Genomic DNA, 16,280 nt, shown 5'->3' on the forward strand with positions numbered 1-16,280 from the left:
TGTATTTACATAATATAAAGCACATTTATTGACCAGAAAGTCATTAATACTTATCATTTAATAATGTTAAATATTAATTTGCATAATATAATAAAAGTAATGAAGAAATTACAAAAAATATCAATTAAATAAGGAGGGATATGAATTATTCAGTGGTAATTTCATGGGAAAAGGAGATTATGTATGAAATCATTTCGTAAGTTATTACAGTATTTAAAACCATACATGTTCTTCGCTATTATTGGACCGCTATTTATGGTACTTGAGGTTGCGATGGACTTAATTCAACCGACTATTATGCAACATATCATTGATGTTGGGATTGCAAATCGGGATTTAAATTATGTAATAAAAATGGGGCTTCTTATGATAGGAGCAGCAGCACTCGGTTTAGTTGGAGGGCTTGGGTGTATGATGTATTCTACAAAAGCAGCTGTTAATTTCGCTACAGACATGCGAAAAGATGTGTTTGCGAAAATAGAAACATTTTCTAGTAATAATCGTGATTCATTTGGAACAGGTAAATTATTAACGATCGTGACGAATGATATCACTTCCATTCAATCGGCAATGACGATGACATTACGTGTTCTCGTTCGTGGTCCACTGTTATTTATGGGAAGTATAATTATTGTTTTTGTAACAGCGCGAGAGTTATTTCCAATATTACTTGTAGTTGTTCCGATTTTATTACTTGCGATTATTTTAATTGCAAGTAAAGCAAGTGGTACATTTAAAAAGGTGCAAGAGGCATTGGACAAAGTGAATACAAAGTTACAAGAAAATTTATCTGGTGTACGTGTTATAAAAGCGTATGTAAGACAAAAATACGAAATCGCCCAATTTGGAAATGTAAATACAAATTTAACGAAGATAAATATTCGAGCTGTGCAACTTATTTCTTTAATGATGCCAATCATTATGCTAGTTGTAAGTGGCGGGATTGTCGCAACATTATGGATTGGTGGAGAAAAAGTATTCAATGGAACGCTTCAAGTAGGAGCGATTTTGGCATTTATTAATTACTTGAATATCATTTTAATGTCACTTATGTCGATTAGCATGGTATTTATTCAAATTGCGCGAGCTTTTCCATCTGCGGATCGTGTACAGCAAGTGTTAAATACCGAGGTTGATATTATAAGCGCAGCTAATGCAATCGAACCTGAGAAAATCGAGGGGAATATCGAATTTAAAAATGTTAGTTATAGCTATACGAAAAATAATGAATACATTTTAAAGGATATTTCGTTTAGCATACAAAAAGGTGAAAAAGTAGGGATTATTGGATCAACTGGAAGTGGTAAATCTACCTTAGCGAAACTGTTACCACGTCTATATGATGTGGATCAAGGTGAAATATGTATAGATGGAATAGATGTTAAAACATATGATTTGCAAAAACTCCGTGCTTCAATAGGGTTTGTACCTCAGAAGGCTTTGTTGTTCTCAGGTAGTATAGAAGAGAATTTACGTTATGGTAAAGAAAATGCAACACATGATGAGCTGGAAGTAGCAGCTGCATCAGCTTGTGCGACTGAGTTTATCAATAAGCTGGAAGAATCTTATCGATATAATTTAACACAAGGTGCGACAAATCTATCAGGTGGACAAAAACAACGTGTATCAATTGCAAGGGCACTTGTGAGAAAACCACCGATTCTCATATTAGATGATTCTACATCAGCAGTTGATGCAAAATCAGAGGCTACTATTCAAACAGCTTTAAAAACAAAATATAAAGGCACAACGACATTATTAATCGCGTCCAAAATTTCTTCCATAATGGATGCGGATAAAATACTTGTATTAGATAATGGTGAATTAGTTGGCAATGGTACACATGAACAATTGTTAGAACGAAGTGAGGTTTATCAGGAAATTTATCTTTCCCAAGGTGGTAATTTGCATAAAGAAGGTGGGGAAGAACATGCGTAATTTTCAAGGGCAATTTGCTAATAAAGGTGGACGAAACACACCGAAGATGGGAAAAGCTAAAAATGCCCCAGGAACTGTAATGCGGATATGGAACTATATGGGCTATCAAAAAGCTGCTCTAATGTTTGTTATATTTCTAGTCGTTGTTACTACTTTACTTGGATTATTAGGTCCCTATTTTATGGGAGTCATTATAGATCAATATATTGTACCGAAAGATTTAAGTGGTACAGCAAGAATGTGTATGTTACTTATCGCGATTTACGGTGTAACTGTACTTTTAACATGGTTACAAACATTTGTCATGATTAACGTTGCATTAAAAACAATTCAAAAAATACGACAAGATATTTTTGAGAAAATCCAAACGCTTTCTTTACGGTTCTTTGATGTGCGTTCTCAAGGTGATTTAATGAGCCGTGTGACAAATGATATAGATAATTTGAACCAAGCTTTGACACAAAGTGTTGTACAAATTATTTCATCAGCGCTAACTTTTATAGGTGTAACGATTGCGATGTTCGCCTTAAATTGGATTTTAGCAATTGTAACTTTAATTACAGTACCTATTATGTTTTACGTTACAAAAAAACTAGTTGCATATAGTGGTAAAAACTTTGCGAAGCGTCAAAAAGATTTAGGTGAATTAAATGGATTTATTGAGGAAGCAATTACAGGTGCGGATGTTACGACGTTGTATGGAAAAGAAAAAGAAACTGTACAAAATTTCAATAAAATTAATGAACAGCTAAGAGTTTCAGCTACGAAGGCTGATACATTTTCAGCTTTTATTTTTCCAAGTATGAACTTTATTAATAACTTAGGTATGGGGCTTGTCATTGGGACTGGATCAGTTATGGTCTTAAACGGAATGACAACAGTAGGTGTTATTGCGGCTTTTATTAATTATTCTCGTCAATTCTCAAGACCGTTAAGTCAATTTGCGACTTTAATGAATACAATTCAAGCGGCAGTTGCTGGTGGAGAACGTGTTTTTGAGATTATGGATGAGGTACCAGAAATTCAAAATAAAAAAGACGCATTTGTTGTACAAAATTTACAAGGGCATGTTGCACTTGAGAATGTTTCATTTGGCTATGCAGAGAATAAAACGATTTTAAAAGAAGTGAGTCTTAAAGCGCAGCCAGGAGAGACAATTGCTTTAGTTGGCCCGACTGGATCAGGGAAAACAACAATCATTAATTTGTTAACTCGCTTTTACGATATACAGCAAGGACAAATTCATATTGATGGAAAAGATATAAAAGATTATGATATTAATTCTTTACGAAGTAAAATAGGAGTAGTTTTACAGGATACGTATTTATTCGCTGGTTCGATTATGGATAATATCCGTTATGGACGCTTAGATGCTACTGATGAAGAAGTTATCACTGCAGCTAAGGCAGCATCTGCACATTCTTTTATTAAGCATTTGCCAAATCAATATGAAACAGAAATTGCTTCAGAAGGATCGAATTTAAGTCAAGGACAAAAACAACTTCTTGCGATTGCACGAGCAATTTTAGCAGATGCAGATATATTAATTCTCGATGAAGCGACATCTAATATTGACACAAGAACAGAATTACAAATACAAGCAGGGCTAAATAATTTAATGAGAGGTCGCACAAGTTTTGTGATCGCTCACCGACTTAAAACAATTGAAAAAGCAGATCAAATCCTTGTTATAAAGGATGGAAGAATTTTAGAAAGAGGGAATCATGAGTCTCTTATGGAAGATAGAGGGTTTTATTTTGATCTGTATACGAGTCAGTTTAAAATTTAATAAAAAAAATGAGGTTTCTCTAGAAAAGAGAAGCCTCATTTTTTTATTTGTAAACTTTATGAATTACTTTTCTAACCAAATTAATTATCCGACCTGAAAAATACTTATACTTGCAGATACATTTGTTAAAGAGCCACCATCACTATTTGAGAGAGTGATAGTACCTGCTGAAGAGGTGTTATTTATTAAAGTCAATGTTGAAGGAACAACTGTTACGGTAAAAGCAGCAGTACCTTGATTTATTGTATGTGGTGACCCCGTACCAAAACGTCCACCTGAAATTGGTGTACCATTTAGTTGGAGGGAGAATTGGTTTTCGCGAGAAGCTTGTAATTGAAACTCTGCTACATATGTTCCTAGTGTATTAATTATAATATTTCCAGTACCTGTGATGTGGCTAAGGGCAGTTCCTGTTATAGGTCCATTTGTGTTAAAAGTAACACTACTTCCTACTGCAATTGATTGGTTAGTAGTATCAAAAACATATAGATAGTTTGTTAATCCTACACTAGCCGCCCCGGTAGGCCCAGTGGAGCCAGTAGAACCAGTAGGTCCAGTGGAACCGGTAGCTCCAGTAGCTCCGGTAGCCCCGGTAGCTCCAGTAGTCCCAGTGGAACCAGTAGGTCCAGTGGAACCGGTAGCCCCGGTAGCCCCGGTAGCCCCGGTAGCTCCAGTGGAACCAGTAGCTCCAGTAGTTCCGGTAGCCCCGGTAGTCCCAGTAGTTCCGGTAGTCCCAGTGGAACCAGTAGCTCCAGTAGCCCCGGTAGCTCCAGTAGCCCCGGTAGCTCCAGTAGCCCCGGTAGCTCCAGTAGCCCCGGTAGTCCCAGTGGAGCCAGTAAGTCCAGTGGAACCGGTAGCCCCGGTAGCCCCGGTAGCTCCAGTAGGTCCGGTAGCTCCAGTAGCCCCAGTAGAGCCAGTAAGTCCAGTGGAACCAGTAGAGCCAGTAGCCCCAGTAGAGCCAGTAGAGCCAGTAAGTCCAGTGGAACCGGTAGCCCCGGTAGCCCCGGTAGTCCCAGTAGGTCCAGTGGAACCGGTAGTCCCGGTAGCTCCAGTAGCCCCAGTAGTCCCAGTAGTCCCAGTGGAACCAGTAGGTCCGGTAGCTCCAGTAGAGCCAGTAGGTCCGGTGGAACCGGTAGCTCCAGTAGGTCCAGTGGAACCGGTAGTCCCAGTAGGTCCAGTGGAACCGGTAGCCCCGGTAGCTCCGGTAGCCCCGGTAGTCCCAGTGGAACCAGTAGAGCCAGTAGGTCCGGTGGAACCGGTAGCTCCAGTAGGTCCAGTAGGTCCAGTGGAACCGGTAGCTCCAGTAGCCCCAGTAGAGCCAGTAAGTCCAGTGGAACCGGTAGCCCCGGTAGCCCCGGTAGCCCCGGTAGCCCCGGTAGAGCCAGTAGCCCCAGTAGGAGAATGTGGGAGAATAATACGGTTAATATCTAAAAGTGAAAAGTTAATGAACATATCTTTGTTTTGATAATCTATCGAAATCACCTCACTAGCATGTTTAAAGAAATAGTAAAGTAATAATTTTTATAGGTATTTCATTTCTATATTATTAATGCAACTTATTTTGGAAACAGTAAATAGCTATCATGACTATAGGGTATTAATTTTTAACCTAAATTTTAATAAAACCTTTATAAAGATAAAGAGCGCTTTTAAAGGCGCTCTGAGACAAGTTTCATGTTGAAAAAGGGAATTGAGGATATTATGTGCATACTGTTTTAGAATGTTGTAAATTTTTAATTAAAAATAAAAGGATCTTATAAAAATTTAAAATTTGTATTATTAGATAGTCACCATACAATAAAATATGCTTTTTTGATATAAATGTGTGTCAAATTTACCAAAATATATTTTGGCATGCATAAGAAAATTAAAATACTTTGTTAGCAAATAATAGCGGCTTCAGTGACAGATGGTAGAAAGAGTTTATGTGGTATTGTAATAATTTCAAGCGCAATTTGCGCTGAATATAGGAGTATTTGAGTTAAATCTAAAGCGAGTGTTAAAAGTATTATGAAGCTTGTAAGAATTACAAAACTACCCCAAAAGAAACTTTTTGAAGTGTTGCGGAAATCTTTTATTAAGGAAAAGAAAGAAAAAGATGCGGTAACAATAAGAATGAAAATTTTATACTTATCAGACATTATAACCCTCCCAAAGAACAGTAATTTATATTATACTGTATTTTTCAATATTATTATAAAAAGATTTTAAAGTGAATAATAAGAAAAAAATAAAGCCATAACTTAAGACATTAGTTTAGGTTCTATTGTTTGAATACTTTGTTTTAGAAGGTATATAATCTGAAATTGAAAATTTTCCAAATGAATTGCCATTTTTTATTTCTAATCCAACATCAGGTACTCAATGAAATGGTATGAAAGATTATAGGCTGGTGATACGACATTAAATAAGAGGAATCTGCGCGCAGCAAGAGTCCTAGCTCAGATTTCTACTAGAGAAAAATATTTAGTTGGAGTTGATATGTTAATAAAAAACGGATGGATGTGGAAACTAAATATTCATGACATTAAGGATAAAGGTCAGGAAATATAATTTGGTATTCTGGGAATAACCGGAGGTCCGTAGTTAAAGTTGCATAGAATTTGTATTTTGTTTCTAATTTTTCAATTGTTGTTAAGTGATGAGAACCTAGTCCACGCTGTACACTATGTTGAGAAAGAGTCGGCCCAATTTGTAATTTTCGTTTTTTCATTGCATCGTTCCATGGACTATAAAAAAATTTAAAAATAAAAGCAGGTTCCATGTAAATGCTATAAGGATAATGCGAACCATGTCTCCCGACTCTATAGTTCCCGTGCGAATTATTGTGAATTAATCTACCGTTAAGATATAGTTGGTTTGGATTAGGTTGAATTATTATGCCGTGATAACGTTGTTTAACAAGCGGAGAGCTATATCTTGGATTAGTGTAGCCATGAGTCGGTTCGTCAATCATCATAATCATTCTTATTGAAAACATATTGCCACCCATAGTGCTAAGTAATTTGAAAAATTGTTCTTTATTATAACAGCACAGGAATTCTGTCGTATTCAATACCATTTTCCATCCTGTAATTTCTCTTTCAATTTCCATAACTTCTTGATCAACTAAATAAGCATCAAATTCGAGTGATTTTGAGTTTCGTATTTCCCAATTAGGAGCGAATGTTTTACAGATTTCAACTGAACGATCAGTGGATCCACGATTAATAAGAATGCCATGATCAAATAGCTTTGTATGGTGCATTAACCACCATGGAAGTAAATATTCTTCATTGTAAAAATGAGAAATTAAAGTAGTCTTAATCAAAATCACCTCCGTATTTAACCTGCTTCTTATTTAATATGATATGGAAGGAAACCTATTGTTAGAAGGTTTCCTCTTAAAAGTTTTAAACCACATAGGGTATGTGGATGGATTAGTATATAAAGTAGTCTGATTGATAAAGAGTGGTATTAAAAAGTACAAAATCTAAAATGAGCATCGAATTAGTGTATAACGATTGAAACGGCACTGAAAACTAATAAAACAGCCATAATGATGTTGAATAATTGGTTATGTTTTACTAATATTTTTTGGAATATTGAACCAAATAAACTCCAACTAAATGTACTTAGTAAACCGACTAAACCTAGAAATAATGAGAAAAGCAGAAAACTTGAATATGAATTGTAGTAGGGGAGTATGAAAGTCGATACTACAGTCAGTCCGAATAATATCCCTTTAGGATTAACGAATTGAAGAGAAATCCCCACAGTGAATAAGTTTTTATTATCTTTTTCAACGGGATTCGTACTGCTTTTACTAGTAAGTATTTTAATAGCTAAATATAACATATACGCTACACCTAAAATTTTTAAAGGGAATTCGATTATGGGTAAGATATTAAGTAGTACAACATTAAAGAAACTACATAAAGAAGTAAGGATGAAAAAACCAAAAGCTACTCCGAAGCAAAACTTCATGCTCCTTTTTAATCCGTATTGATTTGCGTATGTCATCGCTAAAAAATTGTTAGGGCCGGGTGTGAAGCTACTTATAAAAACAAATAATAAAAAAGAAAATATAGGCATTTGAAAACCCCCTAATCATTTATGTATGTTATAATGACCGAAAAAAACAATATAACGTGTGCTTTTTATTATACATAACGGTCGTTATATTGTATATAGTGTGGGAGTGTTTTTTATGGAAGAAATTCAACTTATACTAGCGAAAAATTTAAAAACTATAAGAGAAAAAGAAAAATTAAGTTTGGAAAAAGTTTCCCAATTAACAGGTGTGAGTAAAACGATGATTGGACAAATTGAAAGAGGAGAATCAAGCCCGACACTAACAACAATATGGAAAATTGCAAATGGCTTGAAAGTTTCTTTTACCTCTTTAATCAACAATCCTCAGCCTGATACGAAAGTGATCTTAAGAAAAGATATTCAAGCATTGTCTGAAGACAATGGAAAATATAAAGTGTATCCTTCTTTTCCTTTTCACGATGATAGACATTTTGAAATGTATACAGTAGAAATAGAAACAGAAGGGAAATTAAGTTCAGAAGGGCATAAAGAAGGCGCAGAAGAATTTATTACGGTATTTGAAGGTGAATTGACAGTAGAAGTGAATAACTGTCAATATACATTAAATAGTGGAGATTCAATTCGTTTTAAGGCCGATAGATCACACTCTTATTATAATTTAGGGGAATCTTTGACTCGATTAAGCATGACAATTTATTATCCAACTGCATAAGTTTACATTTATAGTAACAAAAGATAAAACCATCTTTAAGAGATGGTTTTTATTTTTTATTACTCACAAAAAAAGACACTCATCTGAGTGTCAACATAGTATTGCTCTCGCGTATAGGATTGGAGTACGTTTCTCAAATACGTATTGAGATGGTTCGTAAAAAAGAAACTGTCTTCATATTTAATGTAACATCGGTGGAAGTCAGTGTAAATTGATAATATATATACGGAAAATTTAGTATAGATAGTTTCTACTATGAATATAGTGCAATTTGTTCTTTAATGCGCCACCACTTTTATGAAATAATTGGGAGGTTCTTATCATGACAGACTTAGTATTTAATAATGTTTATTAGAAAAAGAATGAATCATTTTTAAATCGATTCGTATAATTGTTAGAGAGGCACCGGTTGAACCACCTCCAACCAAATTAACGATGTATAATACGCCGAATAATTGAAGTGAAATTGTAGTATCGGCAATTAAATTATTGTTATAATTTGAAGTTGATATAGCGGGAGAAAAAATAGAACCAGGAAGTGGAGTAGAAGCGTTTAATAGTAGTTTTGTTCCAGCGAGTAGAGCAGTTGTCGTATTAACTTGATAGGTTAAATGATATCTTCTGGTTACAGGAATTGTAAATATATCGTTTGAGGCGTTAACTGTAAAATTACCGAGGCTTTGGTTATTAGAAAGAGGAATATTAGTTCCGCCTAATATCACAGTGATGGGATCACCTAATGTATTATTAGCGAACATAGAGTTTGTTGTAACTATTGACCCAGTATTTCTGGTAGGTTCAGTAAGTCTGTATGGAAGAATAATTTCAAGAGTCGTTGATACTAGTTTTTCTATTCTTTTTTCATTTTTATCTTGAGTATAAATTACCTCATTTTTAAATTAGAATGCAATAAGTTTCGTGTTTTTGGAATGGAACTATCATTTTATTATATTAATAGGAGTTATAGCAACGGTAAAATGTTTAATAACTGTATGAATCATTTGGAAAGAAAAAAGAATAGTTATGAAAGCATTTCTTAATAATAGACTCATACTTATGTAAGTTAATTAAAAATATGTGGAATGAGGAATTAAATTGAAGCGGAATGATAAATTATCAATAAATAAAGGTAAGATAGAACCTGAGAATATTGGACCTACATTTTCAGCTCTTCCACCAATATATATTCCAACAGGAACAACAGGAGCAACGGGTGTAACGGGAGCAACGGGAGCAACAGGAGCAACGGGAGCAACAGGAGCAACAGGAGCAACAGGAACAACGGGAGCAACAGGAGCAACAGGAGCAACGGGAGCAACAGGAGCAACAGGAGCAACAGGAGCAACAGGAGCAACAGGAGCAACAGGAGCAACAGGAGCAACGGGAGCAACGGGAGTAACAGGACCAACGGGAGTAACGGGAGTAACGGGAGCAACGGGAGCAACAGGAGCAACAGGAGCAACGGGAGCAACAGGAGCAACAGGAGCAACGGGAGCAACGGGAGTAACGGGAGTAACGGGAGCAACAGGAGCAACGGGAGTAACGGGAGCAACAGGACCAACGGGAGCAACAGGAATAACGGGAGTAACAGGTCCTACTGGGGGGATTGGCCCTATAACAACAACTAATTTGCTATATTACACTTTTTCAGATGGAGAGAAACTTATATATACAGATGCAGATGGCATAGCTCAATATGGTACAACGAATATACTATCACCTACTGAGGTTTCATATGTAAATTTGTTTATCAATGGAATTCTGCAACCACAACCATTCTATGAAGTTAGTACTGGTAAACTAACTTTATTGGATAACCAACCACCATCGCAAGGTTCTTCAATTATTTTACAATTTATTATTATTAATTAAAAAAGACAGATTCTTAATGTGAAAAGGAATCGGTCTTTTTTGTTCTGAATTACATTCGGTAACATTAAGTGACGATAAATTCAATTGTAATTGGAATTCCGCCGTCTAATGCATCCCCACCAGGAATTGTAATAGCACCAGTAGGACCAGTAGTAACACTGGAGTTCACGCTTGGTTGAAGAATACCGTTCACATATAAGTTGTAATACGTGAAAGTCGGAAAAGCGGTTGCAGTAGTACCCGCATCGTTTAAACAAGCTGTGGCAGCAATTGCAAAAGCCGCACCTGTACCTGCTCCTAGTGTAGATGTAAATCTTCTAGATGCCATAAATGGTTGAATGATAGGCAATTAATTTTCACTCCTTACAATATTTTATTAGAACGAAGTATAAAATAACTTGTCCACTATATTGTATGAGAGTTTTTTATAATAGAAACGGCTTCCCCTTTAAAAGGGGAGCCCAATTTTAGTAAAGAAGTGTTCTTTATGTATATGAAAAAATGATGTTGTTACTTGCGGAATATATGTAAATCGTAAATTCGGTTTTTGTATTCAAATTAAAATGTGTCTTTGAACCTAAGAGATAAACGTGGAAAAATAAAATAAACTCTTAAGTTTAGGTATTTAATCTAAGCAGTCAATTATTAAAAACATATAATTAATATGTGAGTCATGAACATAATTAAATAGCGTTTGCAAGTTTAATTATATTTCATGTTTCCTATTTTAAGTCAATATATAACACATACTCTTTTACAACTTTATGATCCTTATAATAGGAAAAACTCAAATATAAAACAAGTAAGGAGGACATAAATGACAAGTAATAATTGTTTCGGTCATAACCACTGCAATAATCCGATTGTTTTCACTCCAGAGTGTTGTAACAATCCACAAACAGTTCCGATTACTAGTGAGCAATTAGGTAGATTAATTACTTTACTAAACTCTTTAATTTCGGCTATTGCAGCGTTTTTTGCAAATCCAAGTGATGCAAACAGATTAGCTTTACTCAATTTGTTTACTCAACTATTGAACTTACTAAATGAATTAGCACCTTCTCCAGAAGGGAATTTCTTAAAACAATTAATTCAAAGTATTATTAATTTACTACAATCTCCTAACCCAAATCTAAGTCAATTACTTTCTTTATTACAACAATTCTACAGTGCTCTTGCACCATTCTTCTTCTCTTTAATTATTGACCCTGCAAGTTTACAACTTTTATTAAATTTATTAACTCAATTAATTGGTGCTACTCCAGGAGGAGGCCCAACAGGCCCAACAGGTCCAACAGGTCCAGGAGGCGGAGCAACTGGTGCAACAGGAGCAACAGGAGTGACAGGAGCAACAGGAGCAACTGGTGCAACAGGAGCAACAGGTCCAACAGGAGCAACAGGTCCAACAGGAGCAACAGGAGCAGGAGCAACAGGCCCAACAGGAGCAACAGGTTTAACAGGAGCAACAGGTTTAACAGGAGCAACAGGTTTAACAGGAGCAACAGGCCCAACAGGTCCAACAGGAGCAACAGGTCCAACTGGTGCAACAGGTTTAACTGGTGCAACAGGCTTAACAGGAGCAACAGGTGCAACTGGTGGCGGAGCTATTATTCCGTTTGCTTCAGGTACAACACCAGCAGCATTAGTTAATGCGTTAGTAGCTAATACAGGAACTCTTCTCGGATTTGGATTTAGTCAGCCTGGTATAGCGTTAACGGGTGGAACAAGTATCACATTAGCATTAGGTGTAGGTGATTATGCATTTGTAGCACCACGCGCAGGAACTATTACGTCATTAGCAGGTTTCTTTAGTGCAACAGCTGCATTATCTCCATTATCACCTGTTCAAGTGCAAATACAAATATTAACTGCACCTGCAGCAAGCAATACGTTTACAGTACAAGGTGCACCTCTATTATTAACGCCAGCATTTGCCGCAATAGCGATTGGTTCTACAGCATCAGGAATCATACCTGAAGCTATTCCAGTAGCAGCTGGGGATAAAATACTGTTATATGTTTCATTAACAGCAGCAAGTCCAATAGCTGCAGTTGCTGGATTTGTAAGTGCAGGTATTAATATCGTTTAATTTGTTACAATGTTTAGTAGGAAATTAAACAGGGGTTTGTATATAGTCCTTCCTAATAAATTTAGGAAGGACTATATTTTTTAGGAAAATAAGTAATAAATTAATTGAACAATTACTCTTTGTTAAGTTCGTATAAAAAAGTATAATTTACCCTTTCTCATTTAAGTAATAAGTTATGTAACTTTAAAAATTTCCGATCAGTAAAAAAAGATGAATTCTTTTAAAAAAGAATTCATCCATAAGATAAACTATTTATTTTTATTACAGTTACATCCTTTTTTCTTTACATAGCCTTGCTCCGCTAAGTCTCTTTGCGATTGGGAATTGGAAGATTGAGAGGATGCTGAAGAACTACTATTTTTATTATAAGAGTAGTTTTTTCGATAGTTATAATTACTCATAGTACTATCACCTCCAATTTAATATATAAATATTATATGTATGTCCACTATCAATTGTTACTATTTTTAATAGGAAGAGAAGATACAATAAAAAAATCTCCTTGGTATTTTCCTAGGAGATAAATGATGATTCTTTTGAAAATTTACAAATTAATAGCCCCAGTAAAGAGGGAAGTAATAAGAATCTTGGTGATGCGGATTATGTTGTTGAGCGAGGGGCTGGGTTGGATAATTTTTCATTTCACGGTTTTGATTGCAGTTTGACGGAGGACCAATTACAGTAGTTGATTGAATAGGGGAAACCGCTTGTTTCCATTGTTGTTCATTGAGGCAGTAAGTATGTGCCATCATATGAGCAGGAGTTAATCTTAAAATGTCAGAACCGAAAATAACTTCTGGCGCTGGAGCATTGAAAATAGCTAATAAATGAGTATTATTTGCTGTAGCAATTTCATAATGCCACCACGCTTGTGGAATGTTGGCAACTTGCCCGGGTTTTATCGGTAAGTTTAATATTTGATTCGTAAATGGATTAAGTAAAGAAACAACAGCAGACCCTGAAATACAATAAACAAGTTCAGCTGCATTTTGATGAATATGTGGTTCTACAACATTTCCTGTACTTAAATAAATATCTAATAAAGAAGTATTTTCTAAAGTATTTAATTGTTTAATACCAAGTACATTTATATAATTTTGGGCATCTTTCCGAAAAAAATTACTTTTATTTACATCATAAGTAAAATTGGTTGAGGGGGAGGTATAGTCGATGTTGGCAGTCAATTGTATTACCCGCCTTTCTATAGGTAAGTTAGGTTACAAAATTAGGATATGTGTCTAGTCTTTGTTTTGTGCTGTTGTCGGTAGCTTAATAAATTCACTTATTCCATAAAGAATAAGGTGTTAAGACCAAACTATATTCGTATTCCCATTCCCATTCATACTTTGGATTGATGGAAAAAAGTAATGAAAATGTTAATTTAAAATTACATCAATCATTTATAAGGAGTGAATGTTCATGTCATTTAGTGAAATGATTAGAAATGAAGTACTCAGCTGGGCGGGTGTTTCTGAAAAACCACATCACGTATTACCTGAATCAGGATGGATCAGTTATTATTTAAAGAGTGAAGAGGATATTCCATTTGCAATTGAGTTATTTCGTATGCAATATGATCGAATTAAAAAGTAATGAAATAAAGTAGGATAATAAAAATTTATTTTTATGTCACATCCCTCCTTAATCGTTCGTCTTGTATGTAGAACGATTAAGGAGGGATTTTATTATGAATACATTTGATATAGCAATTGTTGGCGGTGGGCTTGCTGGATTAACAGCATCTATATATTTAGCGAAAGCTGGAAGGAAAGTGATTGTATTAGAAAAGTCCAGTCAATTCGGTGGCCGAGGGATGACTACAAATAAAAATGGAATCTGCATGAATCTTGGTGCACATGCTTTATATAGAGGCGGGGCAGCGTTTATAACTTTTAATGAGCTTGGTATGACTCTTCCAGGTGGAATACCATCTACAAAAGCACATGGAATATGGAAAGGGGATATATTCACTATCCCAACAGATTTTTACTCAATTTTATCAACACCACTACTTTCTTGGTCTGCAAAAGTACAATTCTCACGTCTTATGATTCGTTTAGGAAATTTAGATGTAGGAGAAGTTCCGAAAATGAGTCTAACTACATGGGCAGAAAATGAAATAAAAGATCCAATGGTTCGCAATATATTTTATGCGCTATGCCGAACAACAACATATACGTTTGCTCCTACAATACAATTAGCATCATCTGTACTAAAACAAATACAGCTTTCTATAAAAGAGGGAGTGCTTTATGTAGATGGTGGTTGGGAGACGATAATAACAAAATTAAGAGCTATAGCGAATGATATCGGGGTGCAGTTTTTGGCTAAAAAGCATGTTGTGGAAATTGAGCATTCCGAAGGTAAACAAAGAATACATTGTGTTGATGATGAGGTTTTTGAAGTAGGCGCAGTCATCGTGACGACTCCGCCGAAAGAAGCTTGTAAAATAATAAAAGGTGCAGAAGGAACAAGTTTGCATAGATGGAGTGAACAATCTGTACCGGTTACTGTTGCTGCATTAGATATTGGCTTGAGACAATTACCCAATCCTACACATCAATTTGTATTAGGATTAGATCAACCTATATTTTTCACAAATCAATCGAGAGCAGCTAAATTAAGTGAAGATGGATCAATTGTAGTGAGTCTAATTAAGTACTATAATCCTGTACTCGAGATGAATCATATTCGTGATGATAAAGAACAGTTGGAAAGTACGATGGAGTTGTTACATCCAAATTGGAAAAGAGAAGTTGTTGCACAGCAATATTTACCGAAAATAACAGTAGTACATGATTTTCCTCATATTGACCGTGTTGAAAAAGCGGGCCCTAATATACCTGAAATGCCAGGTGTTTATGTTGCAGGAGATTGGGTAGGGCATGATGAAGTATTAGCTGATGCTGCGGTAGCAAGCGGGAAGCGTGCAGCGTTATACATTTTAAAGCAATATGAAAGTGAGGCAGTTCATCATGGAAACGGAGCAGTTATATGAAGCGTATCAACCATTATTATTTTCATTAGCATACAGAATCCTTGGGAGTGTTATGGATGCTGAGGATATCGTTCAGGATGTATTTATCTCGCTAAATAATATAGAAGATCCTCAATCTATAGAAAATATGAAAGCATATTTATGTAAGATGGCGACAAATCGTTCAATTGATAAATTACGATCGGCAGCGCATAAACGTAACGTGTATGTAGGGATGTGGTTGCCAGAGCCAATTGTAGAAGAGAGTGATGAGCCATCAAAGTCATTTATAATGAAAGAATCCCTTTCCACCGCATATTTATTACTTTTACAACAATTATCTGAGGTAGAAAGGATTGTTTTCATATTAAGAGAAGTTTTCAGTTATGAATACGAAGAAATAGCTTCAATTGTTGATAAGAGTAGTGTAAACTGCAGGAAGATCTTTCAACGTGCTCGAAAAAGCATGTTGGAGAAACCGAAGCAATCAAAATTAAGCACGGAGAAAATGGCTTCTTATGTTGAAAAGTTTGTATCATCATTACAGTGTGGGGATGCGGAAGGTATGTTAGGAGTATTAAAAACAGATGCTATACTCAAAGCTGATGGTGGTGGTAAAGTTACGACTGCGATTAACCCGATTTATTCTGCGGATCGAATTATACGTTTGTTCTTTGGGATTGCACAACGATTGACAGAAGAGTACACTGTTGATTTCAAAATGGTCAATGGTATACCAGGAGTTATAGTTACAATAAATAATAAAGTAACTTATGTTCTTTCGTTTGTATTTGAGGATGAGAAAATTTCAAATATTTATATGATGGTTAACCCTGAAAAACTTATGCATTTAAATGTAAAAATATAA

General features: G+C 35.5%; 16 protein-coding genes. 8 read left to right on the plus strand and 8 right to left on the minus strand.

Going from position 1 to position 16,280, the window contains the following annotated elements; genetic code table 11:
- The first annotated feature begins 183 nt into the window (after positions 1-183).
- Both QO049_RS23895 and QO049_RS23900 read left to right on the plus strand, forming a co-directional pair.
- Complete coding sequence (locus QO049_RS23895) at positions 184-1,938, plus strand: ABC transporter ATP-binding protein (RefSeq protein ID WP_246962686.1); 1,755 nt, start codon at positions 184-186, stop codon at positions 1,936-1,938.
- Positions 1,931-3,727: an ABC transporter ATP-binding protein gene (locus QO049_RS23900; RefSeq protein ID WP_246962688.1), complete on the plus strand. Its 1,797-nt coding sequence runs from the start codon at positions 1,931-1,933 to the stop codon at positions 3,725-3,727. The genes QO049_RS23895 and QO049_RS23900 overlap by 8 nt, the downstream gene beginning before the upstream one ends.
- 84 nt (positions 3,728-3,811) lie before the next feature.
- Here the strand turns inward: QO049_RS23900 and QO049_RS23905 are convergent, their stop codons facing one another.
- The 4 genes from QO049_RS23905 to QO049_RS23920 all read right to left on the minus strand — a co-directional run bounded on the left by QO049_RS23905 (position 3,812) and on the right by QO049_RS23920 (position 7,801).
- The gene (locus tag QO049_RS23905) at positions 3,812-5,209 is read right to left on the minus strand and encodes a collagen-like protein (protein ID WP_284489545.1); all 1,398 of its coding nucleotides are present in this window, start codon (positions 5,207-5,209) and stop codon (positions 3,812-3,814) included.
- A gap of 398 nt (positions 5,210-5,607) precedes the next feature.
- Positions 5,608-5,868 carry a hypothetical protein gene (locus tag QO049_RS23910; protein WP_084064445.1) on the minus strand — a complete coding sequence of 87 codons (261 nt, stop codon included), beginning with the start codon at positions 5,866-5,868 and terminating at the stop codon, positions 5,608-5,610.
- A 386-nt stretch (positions 5,869-6,254) separates the two neighbouring features.
- A complete protein-coding gene (locus QO049_RS23915) occupies positions 6,255-7,037 on the minus strand; it encodes a glycosyltransferase family 2 protein (RefSeq protein ID WP_118414490.1) in 783 nt (260 codons plus the stop codon).
- Between the two features lie 179 nt (positions 7,038-7,216).
- A complete protein-coding gene (locus QO049_RS23920; protein WP_246962699.1) occupies positions 7,217-7,801 on the minus strand; it encodes a LysE family translocator in 585 nt (194 codons plus the stop codon).
- 58 nt (positions 7,802-7,859) lie between these two features.
- On the opposite strand from QO049_RS23920, the gene QO049_RS23925 reads away from it, so the two are divergent.
- Positions 7,860-8,474 carry a helix-turn-helix domain-containing protein gene (locus QO049_RS23925; protein ID WP_246962708.1) on the plus strand — a complete coding sequence of 205 codons (615 nt, stop codon included), beginning with the start codon at positions 7,860-7,862 and terminating at the stop codon, positions 8,472-8,474.
- A 338-nt stretch (positions 8,475-8,812) separates the two neighbouring features.
- Here the strand turns inward: QO049_RS23925 and QO049_RS23930 are convergent, their stop codons facing one another.
- Positions 8,813-9,358, minus strand: coding sequence for a BclA C-terminal domain-containing protein (locus tag QO049_RS23930; RefSeq protein WP_033667963.1), 546 nt, complete (start codon positions 9,356-9,358; stop codon positions 8,813-8,815).
- Positions 9,359-9,569: 211 nt separating this feature from the next.
- Here QO049_RS23930 and QO049_RS23935 point away from each other — a divergent pair, with 211 nt between their 5' ends.
- Positions 9,570-10,346, plus strand: a complete 777-nt coding sequence (locus tag QO049_RS23935; protein ID WP_284489546.1) for a DUF4183 domain-containing protein — start codon at positions 9,570-9,572, stop codon at positions 10,344-10,346.
- A 64-nt stretch (positions 10,347-10,410) separates the two neighbouring features.
- Here QO049_RS23935 and QO049_RS23940 read toward each other — a convergent pair whose 3' ends face one another.
- Positions 10,411-10,695: a DUF4183 domain-containing protein gene (locus tag QO049_RS23940; RefSeq protein ID WP_284489547.1), complete on the minus strand. Its 285-nt coding sequence runs from the start codon at positions 10,693-10,695 to the stop codon at positions 10,411-10,413.
- 468 nt (positions 10,696-11,163) lie between these two features.
- On the opposite strand from QO049_RS23940, the gene QO049_RS23945 reads away from it, so the two are divergent.
- Positions 11,164-12,435, plus strand: coding sequence for an exosporium glycoprotein BclB-related protein (locus QO049_RS23945; protein WP_246962712.1), 1,272 nt, complete (start codon positions 11,164-11,166; stop codon positions 12,433-12,435).
- Positions 12,436-12,683: 248 nt separating this feature from the next.
- Here QO049_RS23945 and QO049_RS23950 read toward each other — a convergent pair whose 3' ends face one another.
- On the minus strand, positions 12,684-12,836 hold the full coding sequence (locus QO049_RS23950; protein WP_002100980.1) for a hypothetical protein: 153 nt from the start codon (positions 12,834-12,836) through the stop codon (positions 12,684-12,686).
- Positions 12,837-12,986: 150 nt separating this feature from the next.
- Positions 12,987-13,619: a cupin domain-containing protein gene (locus QO049_RS23955; RefSeq protein ID WP_000126329.1), complete on the minus strand. Its 633-nt coding sequence runs from the start codon at positions 13,617-13,619 to the stop codon at positions 12,987-12,989.
- Between the two features lie 235 nt (positions 13,620-13,854).
- Between QO049_RS23955 and QO049_RS23960 the strand changes: the two genes are divergently transcribed.
- The 3 genes from QO049_RS23960 to QO049_RS23970 all read left to right on the plus strand — a co-directional run bounded on the left by QO049_RS23960 (position 13,855) and on the right by QO049_RS23970 (position 16,280).
- Complete coding sequence (locus QO049_RS23960) at positions 13,855-14,028, plus strand: luciferase domain-containing protein (protein ID WP_246962714.1); 174 nt, start codon at positions 13,855-13,857, stop codon at positions 14,026-14,028.
- Positions 14,029-14,122: 94 nt separating this feature from the next.
- Positions 14,123-15,433: a phytoene desaturase family protein gene (locus QO049_RS23965; protein WP_061113326.1), complete on the plus strand. Its 1,311-nt coding sequence runs from the start codon at positions 14,123-14,125 to the stop codon at positions 15,431-15,433.
- On the plus strand, positions 15,411-16,280 hold the full coding sequence (locus QO049_RS23970) for a sigma-70 family RNA polymerase sigma factor (protein WP_246962716.1): 870 nt from the start codon (positions 15,411-15,413) through the stop codon (positions 16,278-16,280). Before QO049_RS23965 ends, QO049_RS23970 begins: the two co-directional genes overlap by 23 nt.

Source organism: Bacillus sp. RB3 (genome assembly GCF_030164735.1).
In the GTDB taxonomy this organism is placed as follows: domain Bacteria; phylum Bacillota; class Bacilli; order Bacillales; family Bacillaceae_G; genus Bacillus_A; species Bacillus_A cereus.

What these genes read in the sequence shown, in the direction of transcription:
- QO049_RS23970 (WP_246962716.1), top strand. Translation starts at nt 15,411, where the DNA reads ATGGAAACGGAGCAGTTATATGAAGCGTATCAACCATTATTATTTTCA.
- QO049_RS23945 (WP_246962712.1), top strand. Translation starts at nt 11,164, where the DNA reads ATGACAAGTAATAATTGTTTCGGTCATAACCACTGCAATAATCCGATT.
- QO049_RS23895 (WP_246962686.1), top strand. Translation starts at nt 184, where the DNA reads ATGAAATCATTTCGTAAGTTATTACAGTATTTAAAACCATACATGTTC.
- QO049_RS23960 (WP_246962714.1), top strand. Translation starts at nt 13,855, where the DNA reads ATGTCATTTAGTGAAATGATTAGAAATGAAGTACTCAGCTGGGCGGGT.
- QO049_RS23920 (WP_246962699.1), bottom strand. Translation starts at nt 7,801, where the DNA reads ATGCCTATATTTTCTTTTTTATTATTTGTTTTTATAAGTAGCTTCACA.
- QO049_RS23950 (WP_002100980.1), bottom strand. Translation starts at nt 12,836, where the DNA reads ATGAGTAATTATAACTATCGAAAAAACTACTCTTATAATAAAAATAGT.
- QO049_RS23900 (WP_246962688.1), top strand. Translation starts at nt 1,931, where the DNA reads ATGCGTAATTTTCAAGGGCAATTTGCTAATAAAGGTGGACGAAACACA.
- QO049_RS23965 (WP_061113326.1), top strand. Translation starts at nt 14,123, where the DNA reads ATGAATACATTTGATATAGCAATTGTTGGCGGTGGGCTTGCTGGATTA.
- QO049_RS23910 (WP_084064445.1), bottom strand. Translation starts at nt 5,868, where the DNA reads ATGTCTGATAAGTATAAAATTTTCATTCTTATTGTTACCGCATCTTTT.